Below are 25,098 nucleotides of genomic sequence, written 5' to 3'. Positions count from 1 at the left end.
CATTCAAAGGTTCTTAATCCCCGTCCGTGCCAAGGACATGAATGACCTCATTCGAATACACATGGTTTCCCTTGGCTTGCACCAGCGCAATGTTCTTCATGGCCTGTGCAATGGTTGCGGCGTGGACTGCCCGGTATTTGTCCGCTCTGCCTTTCATCCAGCGATCCAGAAACTTCATGGCATGGGCAGCCAACTGCTCACCGAACCGCTTCTCGTTTCGATCTCCCAGAATTAAGGAAGGACGGAAGATATGCAATGACGGAAAACCGATATCGGACAATGCATCCTCCATTTCCCCTTTGGTCCGACTGTAAAAGACCCGGGAACCTGCACTCGCTCCCATGGAGGAGATCACCAGCATCTGTGATACCTTATGTTGCTTCGCAATCGTAGCTGCACGAACCGGGTAATGATAATCCACCTGACGGAAATTGTCCTGACTGCCTGCTTTTTTGATCGTTGTACCCAAACAACAGTACAGGTCATCAATTCCATCGAATAAGTGGTCTTGGCTCTCCAGCTGTTCCCAGTCCACCACATGCTGTTCCAGTTTGGGATGTTGCAGCTCAAGCGGACGTCTAACCAGAACGCAAACCAGGCTGTATGCCGAGTGCTCCAGCAGCTTATGAACCAGCAATTCGCCTACAAGCCCGGTAGCTCCAATCACCATGGCTTTCCGTTCGAGACGGTTCAAAATACATCCCTCCACTTCGCCAACTTTTTTGATGTCTTACCAGATATATATGATCAATCTAATCATTTACAAGGTTGTTCTGTCATCGAAGTGCCAGTGTAAATATTCATTAGTTGAAATTATATCGTTCCTATTTTAACAGTACACGGCGTCCAAGGGTAAATGTAAGAATCAGCATCACGACACCAACCCCCACCTGAAATCCATAGGCAGAGATCCAGGCCAGCGCATCGGACCAGGTTTCCATCTTTTCATACAACCAGCCGCCCAACAACGGCCCAAGAAACGAAGTTACTCCGGTCAGAGCCGAATACACCGCGACAAACATCGGTCTTTCACTTTTGGGTGTGTCTCCAATCGTAAAGTTAAATGCCAGCTGATTGAATCCACCTACACCGATCCCAAGGAAGATATGAGATAGAAATAGTGCGATCAATACGGGCATGAAAGACATTAAACCCCACGACAAACAGGAGAGTGCAATGACTGGCAATGTCCAAAATAGCAGGGTTTTGTTGCTGAATCTCGCATTCAGATTGCCCCAGACATAGAAACCGGCCATCATAACCAGTGTCTGGACTACCGTGATCAGGGATACGGTCTGATAATTGATGTTCAATAGATCCAACATAACATAGGAATAGAGCGGAACAATCAAGGTCTGAATCAATAACCAGACAGCCAGGAACAGCGTTGCTTTCAGAAAAGAACGATCCTGGAACGGCTTGATGAACATCCGCCAGAAAACCTTTTCGGTAGAACGTTCAAAGGGAACGTCCGGATAGAAAAAATAGATGACTGTATTGGCAATGGCACAGATCCACACCGGAATAAACAGGATCAGAAAACCCATTTCTCCGGGGTAACGGTCCAAAATAATACCGCCTGCGAATAAGCATACGCTTCCAAGCGCATTCAGAATCGTATTTCGAATTCCAAAATAACGCCCTCTCACCTTGGCAGGTACGATGTCCCCAATCAGTGAAGTCCAGATCATACCGCCGATGGTATTTGATATAAAAGCAACCGTATACACGCCAATATATACGCTTACCCACCACTCTTTGGGGAATATAAACGGAATCAGTCCAGTTGCACTCCATAAGATGCGATGTGTGCCCACAAATAACAACAGCATGCGTTTTCGGCTGCGAATACGCTGCATCCAGTAGGCTGCTCCGATCTGGGCAATGTTCACAAACGTTGTAATCGCGAGCACAAAGCCGATATGTCTCGACCCGGCCCCAAGGTACAGCAGAAATCCTGTTAAAAACGGGCCTCCCAGCAAGGTCTGTAAAATAATTGCCGGTACACCCTCCCATGTTGCAATCGATAAATTAGTGCGTTGTGTCGAACCCTTGCGCCGTGGCTTGCTTACTGACGGGGGAGGGTTAACGTTGACCGTCTTCTGTATGGGGATACACTCCTTAGACCGGGTCTCAAAAGCCGGTCGATGCTAGTTGTCATCCCAAATTCTACTCACGGCGCGAAGGTTGTCAACTCATTTTTTCACGGTCCAACGGAAGATAGAGATGGAAGGTGCTTCCTTTACCTTCAGTGCTCTCAAGTTCAATCGATCCCCCCAGCAATCTCGCTAAATCCCGACTGATCGACAGGCCAAGTCCTGTACCACCAAATTTTCGACTAATCGACCCGTCAGCCTGCTGAAATGCTTCAAATATGGAATGATGCTTGTCCTCAGAAATACCAATGCCTGTGTCCTGAACGGAGAAAATAAGCCATCGATTCTGAATACCTGCATTCTTAATCTGCTTGGTGCTTACGGTCAGTGTGACCTTCCCCCGGTGAGTGAACTTGATGGCATTGGACATCAGATTCCGCAAAATCTGTTGAACCCGCTGGGGATCAGACCAGAGCGTCTCGGGCAGTCCCTGTTTTTTGTCCAGAACCAACTGAATACCTTTTTTCTCGGCAACAAGTTGAAAGTGGCTCATGGCATCTTCTGTAAGTTGTGCGACACTGATATCCTCCAGCACAATATCCAGCCGCCCCGCTTCTACTTTGGACAGATCCAGAATATCGTTAATTAGCGTGAGCAGTTCCTGCCCGGAGTGGTCGATCATATTAGCAAAACGTACAATATCCTCCTGATCCATCGTGTCGGCATTCTCGCTGATCATCTGGGCAAAGTTAATGACACTATTGAGCGGTGTACGCAGTTCATGGGACATATTGGCGAGAAATTCCGATTTGTACTGTGAGGCAATCATCAATTGTTTCGCTCGATCCTCCAGTACAATCTGTGCTTTTTGTAACTCTTCCTTTTGCACAGACAATAGCCGGTTCGTACTCTGGATCAGCAAAATTCGATTCTGTTCATTCTGGAAATCACGTAAAATAAATGCAAAAATAAGGCTTAATACAATGCCTGTAGGGAGTGTATAAGGCATAATATGTGAAAAGAAGTATGTAGCCGGGATCACACCAACGATAGCAATATTTATACTGTTGACCACATTGACGATAACTGTAACAAGGATTCCTTTAATCATCAGCCTGTAATTGCTGCGTCTCATCCATATATTCAGACCTGCACATATCACGCCCAAAATAGACATGTTAAGTACTGCCGCCAATGTAGCATCCGTGATGCCAAAAGTTAGCCTTGACAGCCCAATCCCAATCCCCACGATAATTACGCTATAGGGTTGTCTATATGTTAGAACGGCAACAATCAAAGGAACATAACGCAGATCAAAGACCACTTCGTCGGTGAGTTGAAACCCAAAAACCGTACTGATCCAACCTGCAAATATAAGGACAAGCACTGAACTGATCTGCTTCACTCGGGAAGAGGCACGTATTACGACATATTTATAGAACACACTAGCAAGATATGCAATGGTAATAAGCATTCCCATATTCAATACGAACATTTTTGAAAATTGCATTTACTCACTCCTGTTGTACCGACTTTACTGGCCAAAGTGCTTTCGTCCGTATGTGTCTCTATCATATCATGCCCATTGAAGCTTCGGCATTCCTTCTTCGTCAAAAAAATACACAAAAATACACAAATCAGGATTCAATTTGTGCGCTGGTCGTAGTAGAATATATTGTTGTTTAAATTTAAACTACTATAATAGATTGATGCAACTTATATAGTTATTTGTTGGGGTCATGCTCCTGGGAGCATGAATGAAAGGAGTAAGGTGTTGTGCAATTGTTAAAAAACAAATCCTATTGGCTGTCATTGAGTCTGATGCTGTCCTTGGCCGTTATGGGGCTGTTCTATGATATCCTTAATAGTCCGGAACGCGGGTTCGTAGTGCTTGATTCCTCGCTTGATCGGATCATCCCCTACGTGCCTGCCATGTCCATTCCATATTTGGGCTGGTACCCGTTTGTATTCGGTGTGCTCGCTTACCTGTGTGCTAAGGATCGACTGACGTATTACCGCGTCTTGTTATCCATGAATATCTGTGTCTGGATATGTTATCTGATCTACTTCAACTTTCAGACCATGGTACCGCGCCCGGAACTGACGGGTACAGGCCTGGGAGCATCTGTTCTCGGATGGCTCTATAGCCAGGATCGTCCTTATAATTGTTTTCCAAGTATTCATTCTCTCCACTCTTATCTGGTTATGCGTGCCGTTCTCTCGGTTCCAAGCATCCGTAAACCCATCAAGATTCTAGTGGCCGCCGGGGCAGCAACCATTATCGTATCCACGCTAATGATCAAACAACATGTGATCTATGACGCCTTGGGTGCAGTCATACTCGGCGAATGTGTTCTCACCATCATAACAGGCCTCGCTCTGCACCGGAGACGCAGAAAAGAATCGAAGTGGACAGAGGGGATCAACTGATCCCTCACTTCGATGTTTTCTGAAGATGCTGTTGTCGTCTCCATTCATCAATAAACAAACCTGCAAAATAGGGGTCCCATTGGGTCCCTTTTCCTTCTTCCAAAATCGTTAGCGCTTTCTCGTGACTCATCCCATTCCGATATGGTCGATCCGACGTCATGGCATCAAAGGCATCCGCTACCGCAATGATGCGGCCAAAAAGGGGAATATCATCACCAGCCATCCCATCCGGGTATCCTTTGCCATCATATCTCTCATGGTGAGACCGTACCCCCGGCAGAAAGTCCGCCATGGCATCAATAGGCTCGATCTGTAACAGAATGCTCTCTCCCTGCACGGGATGTGTGCGAATAATTGCGAATTCTTCATCGCTCAGTTTTCCATCCTTCAGCAGTACCTCGTCCGGTATGCCGATTTTCCCGATATCATGAAGCAGGGCTGATTTGTACAATAAATCGGCCTGTTCCTCATTCATTCCACTCAGCTTGCCAATCATCAGCGAATACTCTGCCACACGCATGGAATGCCCTGCCGTGTACTTATCTCGGGCGTCTAAAGCAGCAGCCAGCGTAGAAAAATAACTTTGCAACAGCTGTCGATTGCGTTCCTGTCTCATCTCCAGCCGATTAATCATCATATTGAACCCGGAGATCAATGCCGAGAATTCATCCGCATACAGATCGGGAGCTCTTCTGCCAAGATCCCCCTCCTGAATACGGTTCATCTCGTGCGTCAGTTCAGCAACCGGATCACGAACATCGCGAATCAACAGCCAGCTTCCCACCAGCGCAAACCCCGCGCCCAGGACAACGATGAGAATTCCCCACAGAATGTACTCTTTGGCAAATTCACTGTCCATATACTGAAGCCGGATATATGTAGCAAGGAAAAATAGAAATAGAGGAAATAAGCCAATCAGTGCCGTACTTAGCTGGAATTTACGTTGAATCGATACCAGAATGCGTCCTCCCAGTGACGGCTCCATCCCGTATTGGACTTTGCCTCGATGACGAATCTCAAGTAACAGAGGTCTAATCGCCCGTACTGTTAAGTAATACTCAATCAGTGCATGCATGATGGCAATCAGAAAGGCACACGCAGCAGCCACGACAATGTACAAGTAAGGGAATTCAAGCCACCCTGTGGATATCATCCATATTGTTAATCCGGCAGCCGGAAGTGAGAAGCCAAGCATGTGCGGACCCATGATCCGATATATGGTCTGTCCCGGGAAACGATGAATTTTCTCATACATGTGGTTCAATTCGTCTCTCTCATGATGCTCGGAAGTGAAAAATTGCCTTATGGGGCCAAGCTGCACCCACAGCGTAATTAATTCTGCCACCAGCATGAACAAGAGCGAAATCAGTACAATGAAGATGAGTCGAACAAATTGAATATTCGGTATTTGCAGAGTAGATACCATAACTACTGTACCGACAACAAAAACAGCTGCCAGTGAACCGATCAGATAATTGCGTATCAGGCGAAAGATAAATGAACGGTATGCTTCCAACTGAACCCCTCACTCTCTATATGCAACCAGTTCTCCCTTGAGACACGGGGAGATTAAGGGTATTGCGTTCTATTTGTTTATCGGTTGCTCCGACTAAAAAAATTAATAAATTCCAATGGGTAGGCACCAAAACTGGAGAACACAAAAAGGCTGCTCCACAACGGAGCAGCCTTTGGTGATATATCCTATATTTATCCTTTAATCTTGGCAGCCAGAATCATTGTACCGCGAGGCTCAACTCCCATTGCATCCGGTTCAAGCGTGATGGCCACCGTATCATAGTCGTTGGCCGAATCCAATGTGTAGTATACCGCTCCCGTCCCATCACGACTAAGGAAAGTACCCGCATTCTGAGGGGTATCCCCTTTGATCAACCAGACCTGAAAAGCCTCGTTTCCTTCCAGGTTTGGCAGGTTCTCAGCCTGCACAACCAGGTGAGTGCCTTTGCTGTCAATCACGATGGTTGCGAGACCCTGAGCTACAATGTCCTGCGTTGCAGGATTCAGCTTCACTGCCTCGCCAGTCTGCATGCCCTGTGCGGGCTTCAGAGCTGATGCCAGCTGCTCTTGCAGCTGCGCATTCTGCGCCTGTGCCTGCACCAGTTGCTCTTGCGTAGCCGACGAGCCCGCCGCTTGCTGCGTCAGCGAGTCGATCCGGCTCTGCAGCTGCGCCGTGTACACGCCAAGCAATAGCGCTGCTGCCGCAAGGCCTGCACTGGCTATGCGCCAGGCGCTGCTGATGCCTGCGCGCGCGTGCGCTTGTGGCTGCCATGGCTGTGCCTGGGCAGCCTCTTCCACCCGGGCCGCAGGCACCGCCGTTACCGGCGGCAAGCCTGGCCCGGGCTGCGCCGCACGTTCGTGCTGCGGCGCAAGGTCCTCCTGAAGCACCACAGGTGCTTCAGGCTCTGCAGGAGCAGCCGCCAGCTTCGCCTCGGCGCTCTCCTGCACATGTCCGAGCACGTTGCCCAGCACACGTGCTCGCATGCCTGGCGGCGGTGCTACAGGTTCCGCCGCAAGTGGCAGGAAGCCAGTCACTTCCTGCAATTCCCTCACCTCCTGGCGACAAGGTTCGCATGTTGCCATATGCGCTTCAAACGCCGCCACTTCCTCTGCTTCCAGTCCGCCCAGCACATACATCGGTGCCAGATCAGACCACTCCTCATGTCGTTCTATCATGGATGTATGCCCTCCCTTCCCGCGTCCGGATGCAATTCAGCATCGGCCAGCAACTTTTGGAGCTGTCGCATGGCAAGCCTGACACGGCTCTTTACTGTACCCAACGGAATCCCGAATCGGCTGGATACTTCCTGCTGGGTTAATCCAGCATAATAAATCGATTCTATAACTTGTTGCTGATCACCGTTCAATTGGGACAACGCCTCTTTAATTCGGCTACCTTCCCATTTACGCTGCACTTCTTCTTCCGTATTCGTATGCTCATCGGCATAGGCCGCCAGTGTCTCGTGTTCAACTGAAGTAGCCGCTGCCCCTTTCGATTTCCGCCTCAGCATGTCCACTGCTATGTTACGCGTGATCGCAAACATCCATGTGGTCAGCTTCCCCTGTGAGGCATCGTATCGTTCAGCATTATCCCAGACCCGCATAAAAAGCTCCTGAACGGTTTCTTCTGCCGTCATGGGATCGCCAACGATCCGATAGGCAAAAGAATACACCGCTCGCTCATAACGGTCATATAAAAGCTCCAGTGCGGAGGCATCACGTTCCGCGATCTGCCGCATTAACCTGCTGTCCTCCATCGATTCAGTCATGCGAGGGCCCCTTTCTGTTTCTTCCCTCTTATTATAACCTACGCAGAATCTTTTGAAGAGGATTACCCCAATGAAGAAATAGTTTGAAAAATTTTCTGTATCTTTTCAAACTAACCTTTCACTTTCTAGCTTAGAAACAGTCCGAAAACATATTGCTCTGGTCGCGCTTTCCTTTTTATTGCAGAAAATTACAACCTGTGGTATACTATAAAAGTTGTATTAAACAACCTCATATGATTTCTGTCTTCTTTAAACCCCGGAATATTTTCTTCATGCTGCGTCCGCAGCGAATTTAAAGCACAATTAACCTATGAAGATTGAAGAACCTGAATCACAATAACCCGGTAGTACAGAGTTTCACAAGATGTTCCCATTCACACTGGCGCGGTCATCGGAGCCGCAAGGACAAAAGAGAGGTAGGGCTTTTGTTGTTTTGGATATCACTTATTCTTGAGAAGATTGAAAACATACACAAGCACCCGGAATTGGGTTCCGGGTGCTTATTCATGTCTACATACACATTTCAGCACCATCAACAGACTGTCGGGACACCATTCATTCATGGAGCCAAAACCCCTGGCTTCTAAAGCAACTGTTTACGTTCACCAGACGCTAACGAATCCTGCACACCCTACAGATGCCCGATCCAGATAATAGGACATCTACGATTCCTTAAACTTTTGAAATGGCAGAAATTCATGGAATAGGGGCTGCGGAGTTCGTTAAAACACCATCCCAAAATAAAAAAAGGAACAACGCAGGATAATTCCCTACGCTGCCCCGCTCTGTATCATAGATCCGTTATGCCTCAACATGGAACTCCGTGTTTATTTAGAGCACCTATCGTAACGCTCCATGACCAGCAAATTCTCCTTGCATCCACAAATGCTTAGATAAACATTGTTTTGGAGATAATAACCAGCAGGATGAACAGCACAAGGATTGTGCCCATAGAACCCCAGCTTCCACCGCCATGACCATAGGATACTCCACAACCATGGTGATAACCATGCATCATCGGAGCTTGATTTGGCTGGTGTCCGTAACCGTAGCCCATCGGCATTGTTCCACAACCATATCCATACCCATGCATTTCATGACCTGTGTATTGGTATCCTTGCATATGATCATAACCTCCCATATGTCCGTATACATGCCCCTGTCCGTTCGGTGAGTTTGGTTTTACTTCGCTCATTGTTCATTCCTCCTTAACATTTGCCTACACCCCTAAGCTATGTATTTAGCCTACCTCTGGACCGGGCTATTGCCCTCCTTTTGACAAAATGGGCGTTTAGCCGTTAGGTAACCTTCCCTATTTTCGAACGATACGCCGCCCTTTCATTTCTTGAAATCCATCCAAATCTTCCGTTCACCGTAAGCTATCCACTCTCCCTGACTCTCCCCCATGCTTGTCCTCTAGAAAAAAACCCCACCGGTTGCCCGGCAGAGTTCGCCATATTATACCCAGAATGATTTAGTGATGATTACGAGAAGAATGAACAGAACCAGGATTGCTCCAGTTGATGTCCAGCCGCCGTATCCTACGCCTTCAACTACTTTGCTCATGCAGAACCCTCCTTTACGAATATATTAGGGTCCAAGCGGTGTATTAGATCAAGAATGCTTTAGAGATGATGACCAACAAGATAAAGAGAACCAAGATCGCTCCAGTCGATGTCCATGCGCCGCCGTATCCACCTACTACTCCACTCATGTAAACCCCTCCTTTGATTTGAGGTACAGTTCACTATATGCACCAATCACACATGGGACCGGGCTCAGGTCGAAAATGGGCTGTTTTTTCCACCGACTATTCGCTAATTGCACCTACATAAAAGGTCAGTTCTTAAGTCGGAATGTTATGTTCAAATATGTCTAAGTCATCCATAAATCTCACGGTTATATTCATCAAATGTATGTACTATCGTTCAAAATAAATACCCATACGGTATAGTATTAGCTTCTAACTTGTTAAATACAGATAAATTACCTTTTTAGTAATTATGAATACTGAAATCTTTATTTATGTTATTATTTTACTAATAAAGTAGAAAGGAGTTTCCATGCCCACCGCCTAAATTAGATTATTCCAAACGAAATGATGACCTCAGAAAAAATCCCAACCGATGGGAAGCACATTAGGAGAAATTAGACATAATGAAAAAACTTATTACGATTTTGGCATTAGCCACATTACTTAGTGCTTGTGGTAATTCAGAAACAAACACAACAACCAATAACCAAACGTCCGAAGCATCCAAGGCAACTGAAACTGTCTCAACAGAAGCAAAAGCTACGAAATACACTACATATAGTGGAGAAGGATTTTCTTTTGCCTATCCTGAATCCTGGAAAAGCGTCGATACAAGTCAAATGAACGTTCCGTCCATTAAAGCTGCTTTTTCAAACCAATCTTCATCAGCCACATTTGCAGATAATATGAATCTGGCGATTGAGGCCAACTCAACCGGTTCAATCAATCCTGAAGAATACGCCAATAATGTGGTTGATTATTACACACAAAACGGTTCAGGTATCGGCATTACCGATTATAAAAAAACCAGCTACACAAGCAAGCCTTATAAAGAATATAGTGCAGGTGTATTGGAAGGTACGTATAAGCACTCCTCGGATACAGCAGTTGTCCTTGTCCAATATCTGATTCCAACTAATACAGAACTTTATACCATGACGTTAACCTACGCTAAGGATACGTATAATCAGGATGAGATCAAAGATATCTTGGATTCCCTAAGCATTACTGTTCCTCTGGAGCAAACAGCAACAACGGCAACGACTGGAAATACATCTGCCACAGCATCAGCTGCGGATTTCTTTAATGAGTTAACTCCCTACATTACAGAAGACATAGCCTTTATGGAGCAGGCATCTTATGATTTCTTTGGCAAGCATAGCGATGTATTCCCTGCCAGCACGGCAGAACTCCGCAAAAAGGCGAAGGAGCTAGTTGACACCAATGTAACGACTCGTCATCTGAATAAAAATGTGGCTAACTATTATGATCAATTCGTACAAATCAGCGGTGAAGTGATTTCAGTTGAGGAAGATAACTCTCTCGGAGCAACTTTCTCTATCGTTCATGTCATGGACGATAACGGAAACGATATTATAGCGTTATATCCTGCAACGACCGGAGATCTGCTTGATGGTGATTATGCCACGGTTATCGGTGCGCCAATTACCAACTTCTCTTTTGAAAATGTTGGTGGTGGTTACACCAACGCTACTTTGATTGGAGCCTCATTGGTAGTTGCAGATTAAACAGTTAAATAAGCATTACAAAAAGGCCGGCTCTTTAAAAGACTGGTCTTTTTGACATTCGATTTAGGGATGTAGAGTATTTAAATTAGGAATTAATTAGGTCTTGCCTGAAGGGACGTCAGTTTATCCTGAACCGATTGTAACTTCTGTATACTTGAGGCATCCGGTTTATCACGACGGTCGTCAATTTTGACGGATGTGGGAACACGCTGAGCTCCTGACAAAAACGGCGCTTCATGCAGAGCCGCAATTGCTGTAAAGATCTTGTTAAGTGTGTCCAGTTATTATTGCTTAACTCCCTATTCATAATCTAAATGCATGATTAAAGAGTGCATTAATTTACATCTTCATTATATTTCCATGTTAATTGTTCAAATTATCTCTGCTTCAGCAAAATTTTGATTCGTAAGGAGCAAAAAAATAATAGTTTACACCCGTGTCAACGCTTTCTAATTAGGGTATTATTCTCAGGTATAACACATTTACATAGGAGTTGATGATCAAGGTGAAAATGAAAAAGGTTATTGTTGCTTTATCCATAGGGATGTTGGTTGGTTCTTCTACAATGGCTGTAGCTGCCACCTCCCAAAAAGTTCAAGCAACTTTGGCAAACTTTAAAATTATTGTTAACGGTCAGTCCAAAACTGTTACCTCGGATCAATTGCTTTATAAGGGCAATACGTATCTACAGCTTCGTGAAGCTGCCAAGATTCTTGGCTATGAAGCAAAATACACAAGTGCATCCCGTTCCATTGAGTTTTCTGCAAAGAGTCAATATCAAGCAGATTGGGTCAGCCTGATTGATTTATCCGCATCTAATGGATATCAAGTTGCTCTAAAAGGGGATTCGGCGGATGTTTACAACGTCTCAAAAAATCTAAAAACTATCTTAAGTATCAACGCCAATAGTCTTAAGGAAAACGAGGAAAAAATTGTGGCAGATCCATCGGGCAAAACGATTCGCTACAAAAAATTACAGGGTTCTTTAGTACTGAATCGTGGAGATCTAAAAAAAGCTGGGCTTATCCAATAGTTTATTTAAACAAAACAATCCTCACTGGAAGAAATTCAGCGAGGATTGTTTTGTTGTTCTTATTCCCCAAAAAGTAATAGTTACATTGCGAATAACTATGAAGAGTTTTCTCCTCATGAAGATCATTTGATTAATTTTTAATTAGGTCTTGCCTGAAGGGACGTCAGTTTATCCTGAACCGATTGTAACTTCTGTATACTTGAGGCATCCGGTTTATCACGACGGTCGTCAATTTTGACGGATGTGGAAACACGCTGAGCTCCTGACAAAAACGGTGCTTCATGCAGAGCCGCAATTGCTGTAAAGATCTCGTTAAGCGGTCCCTCAATAATGGTGCTCATGGAAGTTAACTGATATGTAATGCCCCGTTGATGTTCCAATACCTTTTGCATCTCTGCCACATAACTGCTTAGGCTCGTTGTACCCGTTCCGATTGGAATGACAGTCACTTCTGCTATTGCCATTTTTCTCCGCCTCCTCTGGGCCCCGTGAACAACCGCTGCCGCTTAATTTAGTCGATTTTTGACTACTTTTATTCTACCAGTTGAATACGTTACAATTCAAACTGACGTGAAGACGTCATTCAAATTGGTCAAAAATTTTTTTTGATAATTCTTCAAATCTTCCAGTCCTTTTCCTTTGCGGATTCCTGGCTTAAATGGTATACTCGGAATTACGTTTTACTGGTTCTGCCCACTTTACAAACACAATATGTTGGGTTACAGTATGTTGACAGCTACAAAATGTAGTAACACTAGATTTCTCCGCTTCTATTAGTCACCTTCTGCATTCTCGCGAAAAACAGGATGAAATCACCTCCAAAGGCACGTCCCTGTAGGTGTAAATCGCTTTCTCGAAACAGAGTTGACACGGAGGTTAACGGGGCTGCTTGGACTGCATCCGGTATCCTCAAACTACAGGCACATCTGCATATAGACAAAAGCTTACATAAGCACCCTTCTCTGTCGATTTTCTGAACCTCTAAGACAGTAAGGAAGCCAGAGCATCCATGGGCATTTTCAGCCGCGAGGCGGGAGAATGCTTTTTATATGAGCATGTTCTGCATTGTGCTGCTTTGTGCTCTCTAATTGAGCGATCTAAGACATGATCTGTCGCCGCCGTTTCAGTCCGCAAAATGCAATCCTATTTCTTTTTCTCACCGTAAGAAAGACACTCAATTCTTTATATAAAGAATTTCTCCAATTTATCTCTTAAACATGCGAAAGCGAGGAATATTCATGCCACAAGTTGTGACCAAGCCGAACAACCGCCAGCTTGCCTTTGATGATATGCGTATCTCGGTATATGCCGACCGTATTCTGGAAGGACTGGACATGCTCGACAAGGAACGTCTGGTACGCGGGGTAAACAGCAAGCTCCGCCGTGATGAAGTTACCGGAGACGAAATCAGCAACGCTTTTATGATGAGCGCACTGGAACTGGTAACCAAAGAGGAGCCTAACTGGAAATTTGCAGCGGCACGCTCCCTGCTCACTTCCCTGTACAAAAAAGCGGCTACCAACCGCAGATACAAGTCTTACCCGGACGAGCCTTATGGTGCATTTCACCCTCTTCTTGTAGATCTCGTGAAAAAAGGCATCTACCGTGAAGAATTGCTGGAATGTTACACCAAAGAACAGATTGATGAACTTGCGGAGTGCATTGACTACCGCAACGATCTGCTCTTCGATTACATCGGCTTGCTCACACTGGCAGAACGTTACCTCGCTCACGATTTTGACGGAAAAGTGATGGAGTTGCCTCAAGAGCGTTACATGGTTATTGCCATGTACCTGATGCATCAGGAGCCTGCTGAGAAACGTATGGATCTCGTCAAGGAAGCTTACTGGGCGATGAGCAACATGTATATGACAGCAGCTACACCTACGATGTCCAATGCCGGTAAAAAAGTAGCCGGACAGCTCTCAAGCTGCTTCATCGATACCGTAGACGACTCACTTGAAGGTATCTTCGATTCCAATACAGATGTAGCACGTCTGAGCAAAATGGGCGGCGGTATCGGCGTGTACCTCGGTAAAGTCAGAGCACGTGGATCGGATATCCGTGGTCACAAAAACACAAGTTCGGGTGTAATCCCTTGGATTCGCCAACTAAACAATACAGCGGTCAGCGTAGACCAGCTTGGTACACGTAAAGGTGCCATTGCTGTATATCTGGATGTCTTCCACAAAGACATTCTGGCCTTCCTCGATCTGAAGCTGAACAACGGTGACGAACGGATGCGTGCACATGACGTATTCCACGGGATCTGTCTGCCTGACTTGTTCATGGAGCGGGTAGCGAGCCGTGGCGAATGGAGCTTGTTCTGCCCGCACGAAACAAAGAAAGTGATGGGCTGGAAAGACGAGAACGGTCGTCCGCTCGGACTGGAAGATTTCTACGATGAGTCCTTTGGCCATGGTACGTTCCGTGAGAAATATGAAGAAGCGGTTAACCACCCGCTGTTGTCCCGTATTACCGTTCAGGCGATTGATATCATGAAACGTGTGATGAAATCCCAACTCGAAACGGGTACACCGTACATGTTCTACCGGGATACCGTTAACCGCGCGAACCCGAACCGTGCACACGGTATGGTCTACTCTTCCAACCTTTGTACCGAGATCATGCAGAACCAATCTGCCACTGTGGTAGAAAAGGAAGAACTCGTAACCAAAGATGGACAGACTCGCATCGTAATTTCCAAAGTACCTGGCGACTTCGTTGTCTGCAACCTGAACTCCATTCACTTGGCACGTGCCGTGCCTCACAATGTACTGGAGCGTCTGGTACCGATTCAGGTACGTATGCTGGACAATGTTATCGACATTAACAATATTGAAGTGCTGCAAGCCCAATACACCAACAGCCAATATCGTGCAGTCGGTCTGGGAACATTCGGACTTCACCATTTGCTTGCCCTCGAAGGCATTCGCTGGGAGTCCGATGAAGCGGTAACGTATAACGATAATCTGTACGAAAAAATTAACTACCTGCTCGTGAAAGCCAGCATGGAGCTGTCCAAGGAAAAAGGACATTATCCAAAATTCAAAGGTTCCGATTGGGAAAGTGGCCACTACTTCGACCAACGCGAGTACACGTCAGGTGAGCGCGTAGGTGAGTTCGTGACAACAGAACAGTGGAAAGAACTGCAAACCCAAGTGCAGCAAAACGGTGTCCGTAATGCTTGGATGTTCGCCATTGCACCAAACGGTTCCACGTCCATCATTGCCGGCTCTACAGCCAGCATTGACCCGCTCTATGAACTGTTGTCTTATGAAGAGAAAACAACATACAAGATTGCCAACCCGGCACCGGACCTGTCCGAAAAAACAATCTGGTATTACAAAACAGCATTCATGGTCGATCAACATGCTTCCATCAATATGGCTGCTGCACGTCAGCGCCACGTCGATCAGGGACAGAGTTTCAACCTGTATGTTCGTCCGGATATCAAAGCAACGGAATTCCTGGAATTGCACTTGCACGCCTGGAGAGCCGGCATGAAATCGACGTATTACGTTCGTAGCCGGGCATTAACCATTGAAGAATGCGATTCTTGCGCAAGCTAAGTTTTATCCGTGATAGAGAAGATTGACTAGATTCACGATGACCACCAGGGCATCCTGTTTTGATTGCAAAATGGCGTTGCCCTGGTTCTTTTTTGCCTAAAACACGATCACAGCATCGCAAGATGTTGATATAGATGCCACATTATACAACCCTAATATATAAAAGAATTAATGATTACACGATAACGAAGAGGACAGTCGTTATACAGTGTAAATTCATTCAAGGAGTGAACGGACGATGCAAGTACAGAAAATTTTCAACACCGAAGCCCCTAACCAGTCAACCCGTATTATTGAAGGTGAATGCTCCGGTATCCTGAACTGGAATGACATTCGCATGCCTCATATGTACAAATTGTACAAAGTACTGCTGCTCAACCACTGGATTGCAGACGAGATTCCAATGTCCAAAGATGCTTCCCAGTTTGCTCAACTGGATGAGGAAGAACAACGTACATTCAAAATCAACATCTCCCTGCTCGCGGTACTTGATTCCATGCAGACGATGTTTGTGGGTGACGTAAAACGTTACTTTACCGATTCTTCACTCGAAGCGATCTCGGCCATTATCGGACAGCAGGAAGTTGTTCATAACCAATCGTATTCCTACGTCCTCTCTTCCATCGTATCGGATCGGGAGCAAAAGGAAATTTTCGAATACTGGAAACATGATCCAGTCCTGCTTGACCGCAACCGTTTCATCGCTGATATCTATCAGAACTTCCGGGACGAGCCGTCTCCACAGACGTTCTTCCAGGCTATGGTAGCCGATCTGGTACTCGAAGGTATCTTCTTCTATAGTACGTTTGCCTTCTTCTACAACCTGGCCCGTGACCAGAAAATGATGGCAACCAGCCAGATGATCTCGTATATCCAGCGCGATGAAAACCAACACTGTTATTTCTTCGCTGAAGTATACAAACAGTTGCTGGTAGACTTCCCTGAACTGAACACACCTGAGAACATGGAGTATGTATACACAACAATTAATCGTGCGGTTGAGCTCGAAACCAACTGGGCACATTACACGCTCAGCAACGTACGCGGCATTGACCTGAACGAGTTGGAAGACTACATCAAGTACATCGCCAACAAACGTCTGCGTCTGATGGGTATGGAAAAAGCCTATGAAGGTGTGGATGTAAACTGCATGCCTTGGATCAAACCATTCTCTGATGAAGCACTGAATGCAACCAAAACCGACTTCTTCGAAGCCAAATCCCGTAACTACGGTAAAGTTGGCGACGATAACGGATTTGACGATTTGTAATAAAGATTCTCATAATGAATTAAACTGAAAATTATTTACACCGACACTACGATGACAGAACAACTTTCCAATCGCTGTTATCCCCAGATTTTTTTGATTCCCTTTCTCAAGGGAAAATCCGGTGATAAAGGCTAACGCTTCGCTTTTTCAAGTTATTTCTGTCTTCTCCGTTAATGTGTAAATGATTAGTTCAATTCATATCGTTTTAATCACATAGACTATAAATAAAAACAACACTCCCTGAACTGTGGCTATAATACCTAAGTTCAGGGAGTGTTTTTAATTAATATGTACAACATCATATCAGCATTGAACTATTATAATTTAATAGAGATATTTCTTAATCTAATAGATTCAAGAACTCGATGAATCCTCCGTTTCGAATATTATCCGTATTACTCAAGCTGTATAGGATAGTAAAGTTTAACTTCCAATATAATACTTAAACAAAGTTAAACACATTTTAAACTTATAAATTGAACTTAAAGTATACTTACACAGTATGCTACGAAGAGCTTGATTTATACACTCTCCAACCAACACACACTTATTATATAATGGGAAGAGATTCATACTCCTCCTGCGGAAGTGAGGCCTATTCATGGAAAAAGAACTGCTGGAACAAATCAACTTGTGGCATGAGCAGGACCAATTCAGTCTCATTATTGAACGTATCGAGCGTATCCCCGTCTCAGAACGGGATTATGATCTGACTGGTCAACTCGCCAGAGCCTATAACAATGATGCACGTTACCGCGAAGCCATTCAACAACTATTGTCTGTCGAGGAGCAAGGAGTAAACGACCCGCTTTGGCAATATCGCTTGGGGTACGCGTACTGTTATATCGCCGACTATGAACAAGCACTAATGGCGTTTGAGAGAGCTGACGAACTTCAGCCACATGATGAATCCACCCTTGAATTTTTAAGTCAGATTCGTCCCGAAGCGGACAAGATGGGTCGAGATCGCCAGCGTCATGAAAAGGAGCTTGCCACATTCGAGCAGAGCGGTATACAGAACCATCTAAGAGCTGCTTCAGGGCCTTATGATCCTGCGACATTCTGGAAGCAGAGTGATTATGCACGGGACAACCATGTATCGGCTCCCTTTGACGAAGCAGAAATTGTGTCTATTGAGCAAGAACTAGGTTACAAGCTGCCCGCTTCCTATATTCAACTGATGAATACGCAGAACGGCGGTATCCCTGCGCTCACTGTATTTCCCACCAAAGAAGCGACTTCCTGGGCTGAGGATCACATTGCCATTTCAAGCATTATGGGAATCGGACACGATAAAATATACGCACTCGCTGGTGAGATGGGAAGCCGGTTCATGATCGAAGATTGGGGATACCCCGACCTGGGGATCGTGATCTGTGATTGTCCATCCGCTGGTCATGATGTTGTTATGCTGGATTATCGTTTCTGTGGTCCTGAAGGCGAACCCTGTGTAGTCCATGTGGATCAGGAAAATGATTATGAGATTACATATCTTGCGCCGAATTTTGAAGCTTTCATCCGTGGATTGGTCGATGAGGATATATATGACCTATCTGACGAAGAGAATGAGGACTAAAATCCAGGAGGGTCCGGCCATATGACAACCCGTATCTATTTTGGTTCCAATCAACTTGGTGAAGTGGCCGCAGTTTCATTGCAGAATGCGCTGACTGAGCTTGACCTGGGAACCCTTGAAGATTATCGACGAACGGATAAAGGGGTTATGGGGCAGACATTGCTCATTCGCTCTTCCCGTGGAGAGTATATTCTGAAAGGCAATCCTTTATATACAGGACAGTTACAGGAAGAAAAGTTCTTTGTAGAACAACTGGCAAAACATACGTCCATTCCTGTCCCTGATCCCTATTTATTACAGGAAGATACCGAACTTCTGGGCTGGAGTTATGCCATCATGCCGCGCCTGCCCGGGAATCACCTGTATGATCCAGCATTTCAGGCTTCACTGTCACAGCAAGATCAGGAAGAGATCGCCTGCATGTTTGCTCATACTTTGGCTGAACTGCACCGCTGGAAGGTGCCTGATGCCGGGGAATATGACCCTGTAGCGCAGCAGATTGTTTCCTTTGCAGGCGATTATCTGGACTGGTTGTACGGAACCATTCGTCACTGGTTACATGATGCTGAACAGTACTCGGTGATTACGGATGAAGATGTTCAGTGGGTGGACGAACAATTCAAGAATGTTGAACCGGCATTTCGGTCCAAAGCTGTTCCGTGTTTTGTCATGGGAGACTTCAAGGTCGAGAATATTCTTATTCAAAATCTGGACGACCATTCTTCAGGGTGGCAGATTAGTGGTCTGTTTGATTTTACAACCGCCTATTTCGGAGACGGCACTGCCGACCTAACCAAAATATCCACCAGGTATGTTCGTGAGGGTCAACCAGAACTGGCCGCACAGTTCCTTCGCTGCTATCGGGATCTGGTCTGTGTAGCAGATGAGGAGAAATGCCAACACTTCCGTACACGTCTCAGCATGCACCTACTCTATCAACGTATCTTGTGGTGGGGCGAAGCCAAAGCGACAGGACAAGTAACATGGGCAGCCGACCTGCCTTTTGCACAGTGGGCTCAGCAGTCCATCGATACAATTCTCGCATTGCTGGATGAGTAGATTTGGACAGGTCGCTCAAGGATAGCGGCCTCCAAACTAATGTATGTATCGTTCCATATATGTCGCCCAACATCTGGACGCACGGATATAACCGCCAAAGATCATCCTTGATCTTTGGCGGTTTTTGTCACTCATTATATTTCAATCAACGATGAAATCCCTCAACTTAAGCTTGTGCGACGGGTGACTCCTGATGTTTCTGCAAAAACTCCAGCATCTTGCGGTACACAAGAATCTCGTTAGTCTTTCTGGAAAAGCCATGTCCCTCATCATCCAGAACGATGTATTCCACATCAAGTCCCTTAGACTGGAGCGCAGCCACGATCTGATCGGATTCGGCCTTCACGACCCTTGGATCATTGGCACCCTGAATGACCAGCATCGGGTTAACCATCTGATCGAGATACGTAATCGGTGAATCCTTCGTTAAGCGTTCACGATCACGGACCGGATCACCCAGCCAGTTATCCATCATCGGCTTCCAGTCTTCCGGTACGGATTCCAGGAATGTGAACAGGTTACTTGGCCCAAAAATATCGACCGCAGCCCGGAACAGCTCCGGATGGCGACCTGCCAATAACAGGGTCATATATCCCCCATAACTTCCACCTACTACAAACAACCGCTCTGGCGAGGTGATTCCCTGATCAAACAGCCAGTTGATCCCGGCAACACAGTCCAGCCTTGGACCCTCACCCCAATCACGCTCAACCATCTTGACGAATTCCGCACCATATCCGGTACTGCCCCGGAAGTTCGGTGCAAAGACATGATAGCCCTGAGCGAGCATCATCTGGAACATCGGTCGAAAAAACTTCGCTTCGGATGCTTGCGGCCCACCATGAGGCCAAAATACCGTGTAGCCATTGGCCTGCTCTGGCTTTGCTTTGAACAAGAGCGCTTCGATCTCCAGTCCGTCGTAGGAGTTATACTGAATAACGTCAGGGTACACGAGATCACTTGGGTCAAGTCCCGTTACCCGATTGGCCGTCAGCGGCTCCCAGGACTCAGCACCTGCCATTTTGCGATATATGTTATGCGGCTGGATTGCTCCACGTCCAAGGATATACACATTACCAGCCTTCGTAACGTTGACCTGCTCTATCGTATCCAGCGGCATCGCTATGCGCCGAGGCTCATCGGCATTTTTGCCCAATACGTACATACGATTCTCCGGCCCTGTAAGTGTCCAGAAATATAAGGTCTCGGAAGCCTGATGCCAGCGGATGAACTCCACATCTTCCCCTTCGATATGGCACACTAGACGGAATTCACGGGTATCGATGCGATATTCAGCCACATAGGAATATGCCGAGCCATCATTGGTAATGAACAGAAGGCGATTGTCATCTGCAAAAATCAGATCCGATACCTGACTATGACGTTCTGAGGCTGGCAGAATGACCATTTCTTCATTGTTACGATACAGATGCGCCGTCTGATACGTATTGGAGTACATTTTTAAAATAACATAACTCTTCTCGTCAGGACTTACAGCAAACAGGCTGCTCGTAACCTCTTCTCCACTGTATAACAGTTCATCTTCACCTGTCTCCAGATCGATGCGGCGTGAATTCAGATAGTTCGGATTACCCGCGCTGGTGACATAATAGAGACGTTGTCCATCCTCGGACAACTCAGAGAAATAACAACGATCATTCGGTTCTGCCGGAACCACTGGCAGCGGGACACCACCCTCGGGTGGAAGTGCATACAGATGATAGTTCTCATCTCCATCCCGATCAAACGCGGTAAGAAGATGACGTCCTTGCGGGTCTGCTTTGATAAATTGACTGCTCTGATTCAAGTACGTTAAAGGATACGGGTATCCTCCAGGCAAATCCATCGCCCAAATATTCGGCTGGCCGTTCAGGTTGCTGTCCATGAACAAACGTTTCTCATCTGCCGATACGGCAAAATGCGAAATACGGTACGTCTGGAAATATTGCTCGACATCCGGTTTGGGGAACTGAATCATGACAAACCTCCTTGGAATTGAACCAATGAATTTAACATTGGTAAATTAAGGTACCATTTGTCCATATTATAGGTAATGCCAATGTTTAGACAATAGATATGTGAGTTATAATTTTAAAATTATCCTTAGCTTTGTTTATTATCAGCAATATTCATCCAGCGTACAAGTGGCTTTGTCTTCCCTGTAGTGCATAAGGTGGCGGAATAATTCGGACCTACGTTCAAAGAATGCAAATTATAATGTTGCCCTTCCCGTTCCACAACGTGATGCCCATCTAACCCTCCTCCCATCGTATTCAGTTTTCGCCACTGTCCGGACAGGGATTGACCACACGCCTTAATCCAAGCCTCTTTTTGTGTGAGAACTTGCCAAACACGCCGGATCGTTACCTGCTCTTCCTCCCTGTGATCCAGTACATAACACTTCTCCTCTTCCGTCATAAATCGCCTGATTATTGCACTCATCCGCAACAACGGACGTACATGCTCAAGATCAATTCCCAGCTCTGTATGAGCCGCTAAAGCCAGTACACAACATCCTTCCGTATGAGAAAGGTTAAATTGTGGTCCGCTATGAACATGGGGTTTGCCTGAAGTCCCATATTCAATATGAATATCTGACGCTGATTGACTCATGTACATGGACAGTACTTCTCTCAGAAATGTGCGCGACATAACCAGCTTCTGAGCATCATGTATGGATTGTTTCTGTTTTCTCTGTACACGTTCAATCTCATCCTGGCTCAGTACACAGGTATCTATATCCAACCCTGACAAAAAATCCTCTCCCTTGTTCGGAAGAGGCTGCGTCCAGATATGTACTTCATTTGCCACAAAATGAACCGCAGCGGATTCCTGCCATCCTGTAACTGCAGGTTTCATAAGCTCACTCCTTTCCCTACTCTTCTTGCTCAACAAACAACGGACATCCTCAGATGCCCCGGTTTCGCTATACGTTTTAGTTGGATTCCGATCTCCTCATCCGTCAGTTTCATAGCACATTCGCTCATTTGCATGTAATCCAGCCCGATAACGCCATATTCAGAGATGTGCATGCAACGTTTTTTCAATGAATCCATATCTGCATAGTGATTACTGATCCACTTCATCCGAGCATAGTGTATATCTTCGGAAGAGAGCATCCGGTCCTGAATGCGACTGCATTCTTCCTTAACTCGTTGATGTAATTCAACGGGATCAACGGAATACCCACAGACATTGGAGAAAGCAAATTCCTGCCTGTAATAGTGATCCCAATGACTCCCCTTCCCGAGCAAACCTGACTTCACACTCTCTGTGAAGAATGTTGAAGTCTCTCCTAGAAGGGCTTCGATACCAATCATGGTTGCAACCTGAGTCTCCAATTGCGTAACCGGCCTTTCTTCCTTAAAGCCAAACCGGACAAGAGGTATTGACGATCCACCATTCATTTCCTTATACGTCTCGTCCTGTTCCTGCAACGGCTGAATGAATGGAGCAGGGGACATGATCTTGGCTTGAGTCATTGAATAATTCTCCAACCATTCGAATATCTCCGTTGGTTCAACAGGACCCACTACAGCGACAGACATTCGAGAAGCCGTATAATGACTTGTATAGGCATTATTCAGCCACTCTACGGTAATATCGGCAATACTCTCTGGTGTGCCTGCTACATCCAGAATGATTGGGTGGTCGTTACCATACATCATCTGTAACAATTGCTGGAGTGCAAGCCAGGAGGGTTGATCCTTGTACATCTCCAGTTCCTGATGAATCGCCGCCCGCTCATGTTCAATGTTTTTTTTCGTGAAGTAGGGAGTTGCAATCATATGCATAAAAAGTTGAAGGCTGCTCCTTAGATTGCCTGTACAAGCAAGTTGATACGTCGTTACATCATAACGCGTCAGCGCCGACGTTGAAGCCCCTTCGGCATGAAGAAGTGATTTGACCGACTGACCATCGGGATTGTAAAACATCATGTGTTCAAGAAAATGTGCCGTACCCGCAAGCGTAATATCGTGAATGGACCCATAGGGCACAGAACAGGATACAAACGTGTGATTATACTGGGGTTGTGGCAGTATAATCACGTTCAGGCCGTTGGATAAACGCTTGCAGACATAAGAATGCTCTGTTGTACTATTCATGATATTCACCTCCTGTAACTATGCGGAATATTCACTCTCAGGGTACAAAATCCATGTGACCTCTTTCCTCAACCTGGTAGCAACGAAAGCTACTTCTTCAGGAGTCACTCTCGCTATCTCTTCAAGGAATTGTGCAGTAGTCATCTGACTTCCGCTCAACATCTGATCCATATGATTTGTAATGACCTGATGTGGCAGATCGAATCCGACCTGAACATAATGCATCACATTCTGCACAGCGGTATATAACTCTCTCTCGGATACATCTCCGTCACAGATTCTCTTCCATTCCGTATCGATGCCTTCGAGGACATCTGTCACGTTAGCACTACTGGTGCCCGTTGTAATGTGAAGGGTTTCCCGAAAATCATCCAGTGTGGTGGTAACCTGATATACCAACTGGGAACGTTCACGTAATCCAACCTGCAACCGGGACGCGGGTGTCGCTCCAAATAAGGTATGCAATACAAACAGAGCCGGATATAAAGCAGATCCATATCGAATACCTGTACGATAAGTAACATTGATCTTGCACTGGTGAATGTCCAACAGTTCCATCATCATGGCTTCAGCCTCCTGCTGCTCGGCAGGATTACCTTGTCGTCCCACTACTTCTTCCTCTCCTGGATATTGTGTATTGATTGGATGTAGTTCTGATTCCCTCTCCGAACAACAGCGTTTGAACACTCCCCTGTTCCCACATTCAAATTGTTCCCAGATCAGGTCCCTAATTACTCCAGGATGAATATCGCCAAGAACATGAACATGGATCGGAATTTGGATCAATGCCTGATAGTGCCGAAACAACTCATGAGATATGACACAATGCCGTAGTTCATCCAGAGCCAATTGGCGATTCTGCCCTTCATATCCCATCCATTCCAGACAACGGCTCTGCACCACCTTGTCCCAATCCGTTCCATCATGCGCGATATGCTGTTCAGTCCAAGCCATTTCATCCTTTACTTTCATCTCTTCGAACATGCCATGATCATCAACCGCTGGGTCATACAACAAGCCTGCGAGTAATTGCAAAGCGCTATGTATGGTTTCCATCTGTGTTCCAGTTATTAACTTATCTGCTGTTATACGAGGTATGCGCAGCGTGATCGAGGCAATCTGAGTATCGCCTTTGTAATCAAAACGACAGGTCAGTTCTGCACCATACAGGGACCATAACTGTTGCTGAAGCAGCCTGTTCGAGGGAAAGCGCCGACAGCTGTTCATTAACAAACGAACGATCATGACAAATATTGCTGAGGGTATGGTTTGCTGTGTATTGATCAGATTGATCTGTACGTAATGATTGGCATATTGTTGTGTTGGCAGCATATGCACCGACAGATTGTTCCGCCTCTCAGTTGTAAAAGATTGCATCCCCACTCCTCCT

General features: G+C 45.9%; 21 protein-coding genes and 1 pseudogene. 7 read left to right on the top strand and 15 right to left on the bottom strand.

What is annotated here, in order from left to right; translation table 11 throughout:
- Nucleotides 1–13 precede the first annotated feature (13 nt).
- The 3 genes from ABTV53_RS02325 to ABTV53_RS02315 all read right to left on the bottom strand — a co-directional run bounded on the left by ABTV53_RS02325 (nucleotide 14) and on the right by ABTV53_RS02315 (nucleotide 3,606).
- The gene (locus ABTV53_RS02325; RefSeq protein ID WP_433750176.1) at nucleotides 14–694 is read right to left on the bottom strand and encodes an oxidoreductase; all 681 of its coding nucleotides are present in this window, start codon (nucleotides 692–694) and stop codon (nucleotides 14–16) included.
- A gap of 130 nt (nucleotides 695–824) precedes the next feature.
- Nucleotides 825–1,982: an MFS transporter gene (locus tag ABTV53_RS02320; RefSeq protein ID WP_433750174.1), complete on the bottom strand. Its 1,158-nt coding sequence runs from the start codon at nucleotides 1,980–1,982 to the stop codon at nucleotides 825–827.
- Nucleotides 1,983–2,190: 208 nt separating this feature from the next.
- The gene (locus ABTV53_RS02315; RefSeq protein ID WP_433750171.1) at nucleotides 2,191–3,606 is read right to left on the bottom strand and encodes a sensor histidine kinase; all 1,416 of its coding nucleotides are present in this window, start codon (nucleotides 3,604–3,606) and stop codon (nucleotides 2,191–2,193) included.
- A 266-nt stretch (nucleotides 3,607–3,872) separates the two neighbouring features.
- Here ABTV53_RS02315 and ABTV53_RS02310 point away from each other — a divergent pair, with 266 nt between their 5' ends.
- Complete coding sequence (locus tag ABTV53_RS02310; RefSeq protein ID WP_433750168.1) at nucleotides 3,873–4,526, top strand: phosphatase PAP2 family protein; 654 nt, start codon at nucleotides 3,873–3,875, stop codon at nucleotides 4,524–4,526.
- A 4-nt stretch (nucleotides 4,527–4,530) separates the two neighbouring features.
- Here ABTV53_RS02310 and ABTV53_RS02305 read toward each other — a convergent pair whose 3' ends face one another.
- From ABTV53_RS02305 to ABTV53_RS02280, 6 genes are all read right to left on the bottom strand, one after another.
- Nucleotides 4,531–6,042: an HD domain-containing phosphohydrolase gene (locus ABTV53_RS02305; protein ID WP_433750165.1), complete on the bottom strand. Its 1,512-nt coding sequence runs from the start codon at nucleotides 6,040–6,042 to the stop codon at nucleotides 4,531–4,533.
- A 191-nt stretch (nucleotides 6,043–6,233) separates the two neighbouring features.
- Nucleotides 6,234–7,217 (bottom strand): anti-sigma factor domain-containing protein, encoded by a 984-nt coding sequence (locus tag ABTV53_RS02300; protein ID WP_433750162.1) that lies wholly within the window; start codon nucleotides 7,215–7,217, stop codon nucleotides 6,234–6,236.
- On the bottom strand, nucleotides 7,214–7,810 hold the full coding sequence (locus ABTV53_RS02295) for an RNA polymerase sigma factor (RefSeq protein ID WP_433750159.1): 597 nt from the start codon (nucleotides 7,808–7,810) through the stop codon (nucleotides 7,214–7,216). Before ABTV53_RS02295 ends, ABTV53_RS02300 begins: the two co-directional genes overlap by 4 nt.
- A gap of 889 nt (nucleotides 7,811–8,699) precedes the next feature.
- Nucleotides 8,700–9,005 carry a hypothetical protein gene (locus ABTV53_RS02290; RefSeq protein ID WP_433750156.1) on the bottom strand — a complete coding sequence of 102 codons (306 nt, stop codon included), beginning with the start codon at nucleotides 9,003–9,005 and terminating at the stop codon, nucleotides 8,700–8,702.
- A 263-nt stretch (nucleotides 9,006–9,268) separates the two neighbouring features.
- Nucleotides 9,269–9,376 carry a sporulation protein YjcZ gene (locus tag ABTV53_RS02285; protein ID WP_201028111.1) on the bottom strand — a complete coding sequence of 36 codons (108 nt, stop codon included), beginning with the start codon at nucleotides 9,374–9,376 and terminating at the stop codon, nucleotides 9,269–9,271.
- 43 nt (nucleotides 9,377–9,419) lie between these two features.
- On the bottom strand, nucleotides 9,420–9,524 hold the full coding sequence (locus tag ABTV53_RS02280; RefSeq protein WP_017690880.1) for a hypothetical protein: 105 nt from the start codon (nucleotides 9,522–9,524) through the stop codon (nucleotides 9,420–9,422).
- 443 nt (nucleotides 9,525–9,967) lie between these two features.
- On the opposite strand from ABTV53_RS02280, the gene ABTV53_RS02275 reads away from it, so the two are divergent.
- On the top strand, nucleotides 9,968–11,092 hold the full coding sequence (locus ABTV53_RS02275; RefSeq protein ID WP_433750153.1) for a PsbP-related protein: 1,125 nt from the start codon (nucleotides 9,968–9,970) through the stop codon (nucleotides 11,090–11,092).
- Between the two features lie 92 nt (nucleotides 11,093–11,184).
- Here the strand turns inward: ABTV53_RS02275 and ABTV53_RS02270 are convergent.
- Nucleotides 11,185–11,364 (bottom strand): annotated as a pseudogene (locus ABTV53_RS02270) (thiamine-binding protein); the annotation flags it as partial.
- 239 nt (nucleotides 11,365–11,603) lie between these two features.
- On the opposite strand from ABTV53_RS02270, the gene ABTV53_RS02265 reads away from it, so the two are divergent.
- On the top strand, nucleotides 11,604–12,125 hold the full coding sequence (locus tag ABTV53_RS02265; protein WP_433754014.1) for a stalk domain-containing protein: 522 nt from the start codon (nucleotides 11,604–11,606) through the stop codon (nucleotides 12,123–12,125).
- Nucleotides 12,126–12,262: 137 nt separating this feature from the next.
- Here ABTV53_RS02265 and ABTV53_RS02260 read toward each other — a convergent pair whose 3' ends face one another.
- Nucleotides 12,263–12,589 (bottom strand): MTH1187 family thiamine-binding protein, encoded by a 327-nt coding sequence (locus ABTV53_RS02260; RefSeq protein ID WP_421893138.1) that lies wholly within the window; start codon nucleotides 12,587–12,589, stop codon nucleotides 12,263–12,265.
- A gap of 774 nt (nucleotides 12,590–13,363) precedes the next feature.
- On the opposite strand from ABTV53_RS02260, the gene ABTV53_RS02255 reads away from it, so the two are divergent.
- The 4 genes from ABTV53_RS02255 to ABTV53_RS02240 all read left to right on the top strand — a co-directional run bounded on the left by ABTV53_RS02255 (nucleotide 13,364) and on the right by ABTV53_RS02240 (nucleotide 19,602).
- Nucleotides 13,364–15,697 carry a ribonucleoside-diphosphate reductase subunit alpha gene (locus ABTV53_RS02255; RefSeq protein WP_433750150.1) on the top strand — a complete coding sequence of 778 codons (2,334 nt, stop codon included), beginning with the start codon at nucleotides 13,364–13,366 and terminating at the stop codon, nucleotides 15,695–15,697.
- Nucleotides 15,698–15,935: 238 nt separating this feature from the next.
- Nucleotides 15,936–16,967: a ribonucleotide-diphosphate reductase subunit beta gene (locus ABTV53_RS02250; RefSeq protein ID WP_105601435.1), complete on the top strand. Its 1,032-nt coding sequence runs from the start codon at nucleotides 15,936–15,938 to the stop codon at nucleotides 16,965–16,967.
- 601 nt (nucleotides 16,968–17,568) lie between these two features.
- The gene (locus ABTV53_RS02245; protein WP_433750147.1) at nucleotides 17,569–18,543 is read left to right on the top strand and encodes an SMI1/KNR4 family protein; all 975 of its coding nucleotides are present in this window, start codon (nucleotides 17,569–17,571) and stop codon (nucleotides 18,541–18,543) included.
- A gap of 21 nt (nucleotides 18,544–18,564) precedes the next feature.
- Nucleotides 18,565–19,602, top strand: coding sequence for a phosphotransferase family protein (locus tag ABTV53_RS02240; RefSeq protein WP_433750144.1), 1,038 nt, complete (start codon nucleotides 18,565–18,567; stop codon nucleotides 19,600–19,602).
- Between the two features lie 166 nt (nucleotides 19,603–19,768).
- Here ABTV53_RS02240 and ABTV53_RS02235 read toward each other — a convergent pair whose 3' ends face one another.
- The 4 genes from ABTV53_RS02235 to ABTV53_RS02220 form a co-directional block, all read right to left on the bottom strand.
- The gene (locus ABTV53_RS02235; protein WP_433750141.1) at nucleotides 19,769–21,580 is read right to left on the bottom strand and encodes a S9 family peptidase; all 1,812 of its coding nucleotides are present in this window, start codon (nucleotides 21,578–21,580) and stop codon (nucleotides 19,769–19,771) included.
- 125 nt (nucleotides 21,581–21,705) lie between these two features.
- Nucleotides 21,706–22,461 (bottom strand): 4'-phosphopantetheinyl transferase family protein, encoded by a 756-nt coding sequence (locus tag ABTV53_RS02230; RefSeq protein WP_433750138.1) that lies wholly within the window; start codon nucleotides 22,459–22,461, stop codon nucleotides 21,706–21,708.
- A 29-nt stretch (nucleotides 22,462–22,490) separates the two neighbouring features.
- Nucleotides 22,491–23,708 (bottom strand): M16 family metallopeptidase, encoded by a 1,218-nt coding sequence (locus ABTV53_RS02225; protein WP_433750135.1) that lies wholly within the window; start codon nucleotides 23,706–23,708, stop codon nucleotides 22,491–22,493.
- Between the two features lie 18 nt (nucleotides 23,709–23,726).
- Nucleotides 23,727–25,085, bottom strand: coding sequence for an insulinase family protein (locus ABTV53_RS02220; protein ID WP_433750132.1), 1,359 nt, complete (start codon nucleotides 25,083–25,085; stop codon nucleotides 23,727–23,729).
- Nucleotides 25,086–25,098: the final 13 nt, after the last annotated feature.

The sequence above is a fragment of the Paenibacillus amylolyticus genome, assembly GCF_050990605.1.
Classification (GTDB): domain Bacteria; phylum Bacillota; class Bacilli; order Paenibacillales; family Paenibacillaceae; genus Paenibacillus; species Paenibacillus amylolyticus_H.
The sequence above is the reverse complement of the archived record's forward strand: the minus strand, read 5'-3'. Positions and strand labels throughout refer to the sequence as shown.

What these genes read in the sequence shown, in the direction of transcription:
- ABTV53_RS02315 (WP_433750171.1), bottom strand. Translation starts at nt 3,606, where the DNA reads ATGCAATTTTCAAAAATGTTCGTATTGAATATGGGAATGCTTATTACC.
- ABTV53_RS02250 (WP_105601435.1), top strand. Translation starts at nt 15,936, where the DNA reads ATGCAAGTACAGAAAATTTTCAACACCGAAGCCCCTAACCAGTCAACC.
- ABTV53_RS02280 (WP_017690880.1), bottom strand. Translation starts at nt 9,524, where the DNA reads ATGAGTGGAGTAGTAGGTGGATACGGCGGCGCATGGACATCGACTGGA.
- ABTV53_RS02285 (WP_201028111.1), bottom strand. Translation starts at nt 9,376, where the DNA reads ATGAGCAAAGTAGTTGAAGGCGTAGGATACGGCGGCTGGACATCAACT.
- ABTV53_RS02240 (WP_433750144.1), top strand. Translation starts at nt 18,565, where the DNA reads ATGACAACCCGTATCTATTTTGGTTCCAATCAACTTGGTGAAGTGGCC.
- ABTV53_RS02225 (WP_433750135.1), bottom strand. Translation starts at nt 23,708, where the DNA reads ATGAATAGTACAACAGAGCATTCTTATGTCTGCAAGCGTTTATCCAAC.
- ABTV53_RS02245 (WP_433750147.1), top strand. Translation starts at nt 17,569, where the DNA reads ATGGAAAAAGAACTGCTGGAACAAATCAACTTGTGGCATGAGCAGGAC.
- ABTV53_RS02295 (WP_433750159.1), bottom strand. Translation starts at nt 7,810, where the DNA reads ATGACTGAATCGATGGAGGACAGCAGGTTAATGCGGCAGATCGCGGAA.
- ABTV53_RS02255 (WP_433750150.1), top strand. Translation starts at nt 13,364, where the DNA reads ATGCCACAAGTTGTGACCAAGCCGAACAACCGCCAGCTTGCCTTTGAT.
- ABTV53_RS02230 (WP_433750138.1), bottom strand. Translation starts at nt 22,461, where the DNA reads ATGAAACCTGCAGTTACAGGATGGCAGGAATCCGCTGCGGTTCATTTT.
- ABTV53_RS02235 (WP_433750141.1), bottom strand. Translation starts at nt 21,580, where the DNA reads ATGATTCAGTTCCCCAAACCGGATGTCGAGCAATATTTCCAGACGTAC.
- ABTV53_RS02260 (WP_421893138.1), bottom strand. Translation starts at nt 12,589, where the DNA reads ATGGCAATAGCAGAAGTGACTGTCATTCCAATCGGAACGGGTACAACG.
- ABTV53_RS02290 (WP_433750156.1), bottom strand. Translation starts at nt 9,005, where the DNA reads ATGAGCGAAGTAAAACCAAACTCACCGAACGGACAGGGGCATGTATAC.
- ABTV53_RS02265 (WP_433754014.1), top strand. Translation starts at nt 11,604, where the DNA reads ATGAAAAAGGTTATTGTTGCTTTATCCATAGGGATGTTGGTTGGTTCT.
- ABTV53_RS02220 (WP_433750132.1), bottom strand. Translation starts at nt 25,085, where the DNA reads ATGCAATCTTTTACAACTGAGAGGCGGAACAATCTGTCGGTGCATATG.
- ABTV53_RS02300 (WP_433750162.1), bottom strand. Translation starts at nt 7,217, where the DNA reads ATGATAGAACGACATGAGGAGTGGTCTGATCTGGCACCGATGTATGTG.
- ABTV53_RS02275 (WP_433750153.1), top strand. Translation starts at nt 9,968, where the DNA reads ATGAAAAAACTTATTACGATTTTGGCATTAGCCACATTACTTAGTGCT.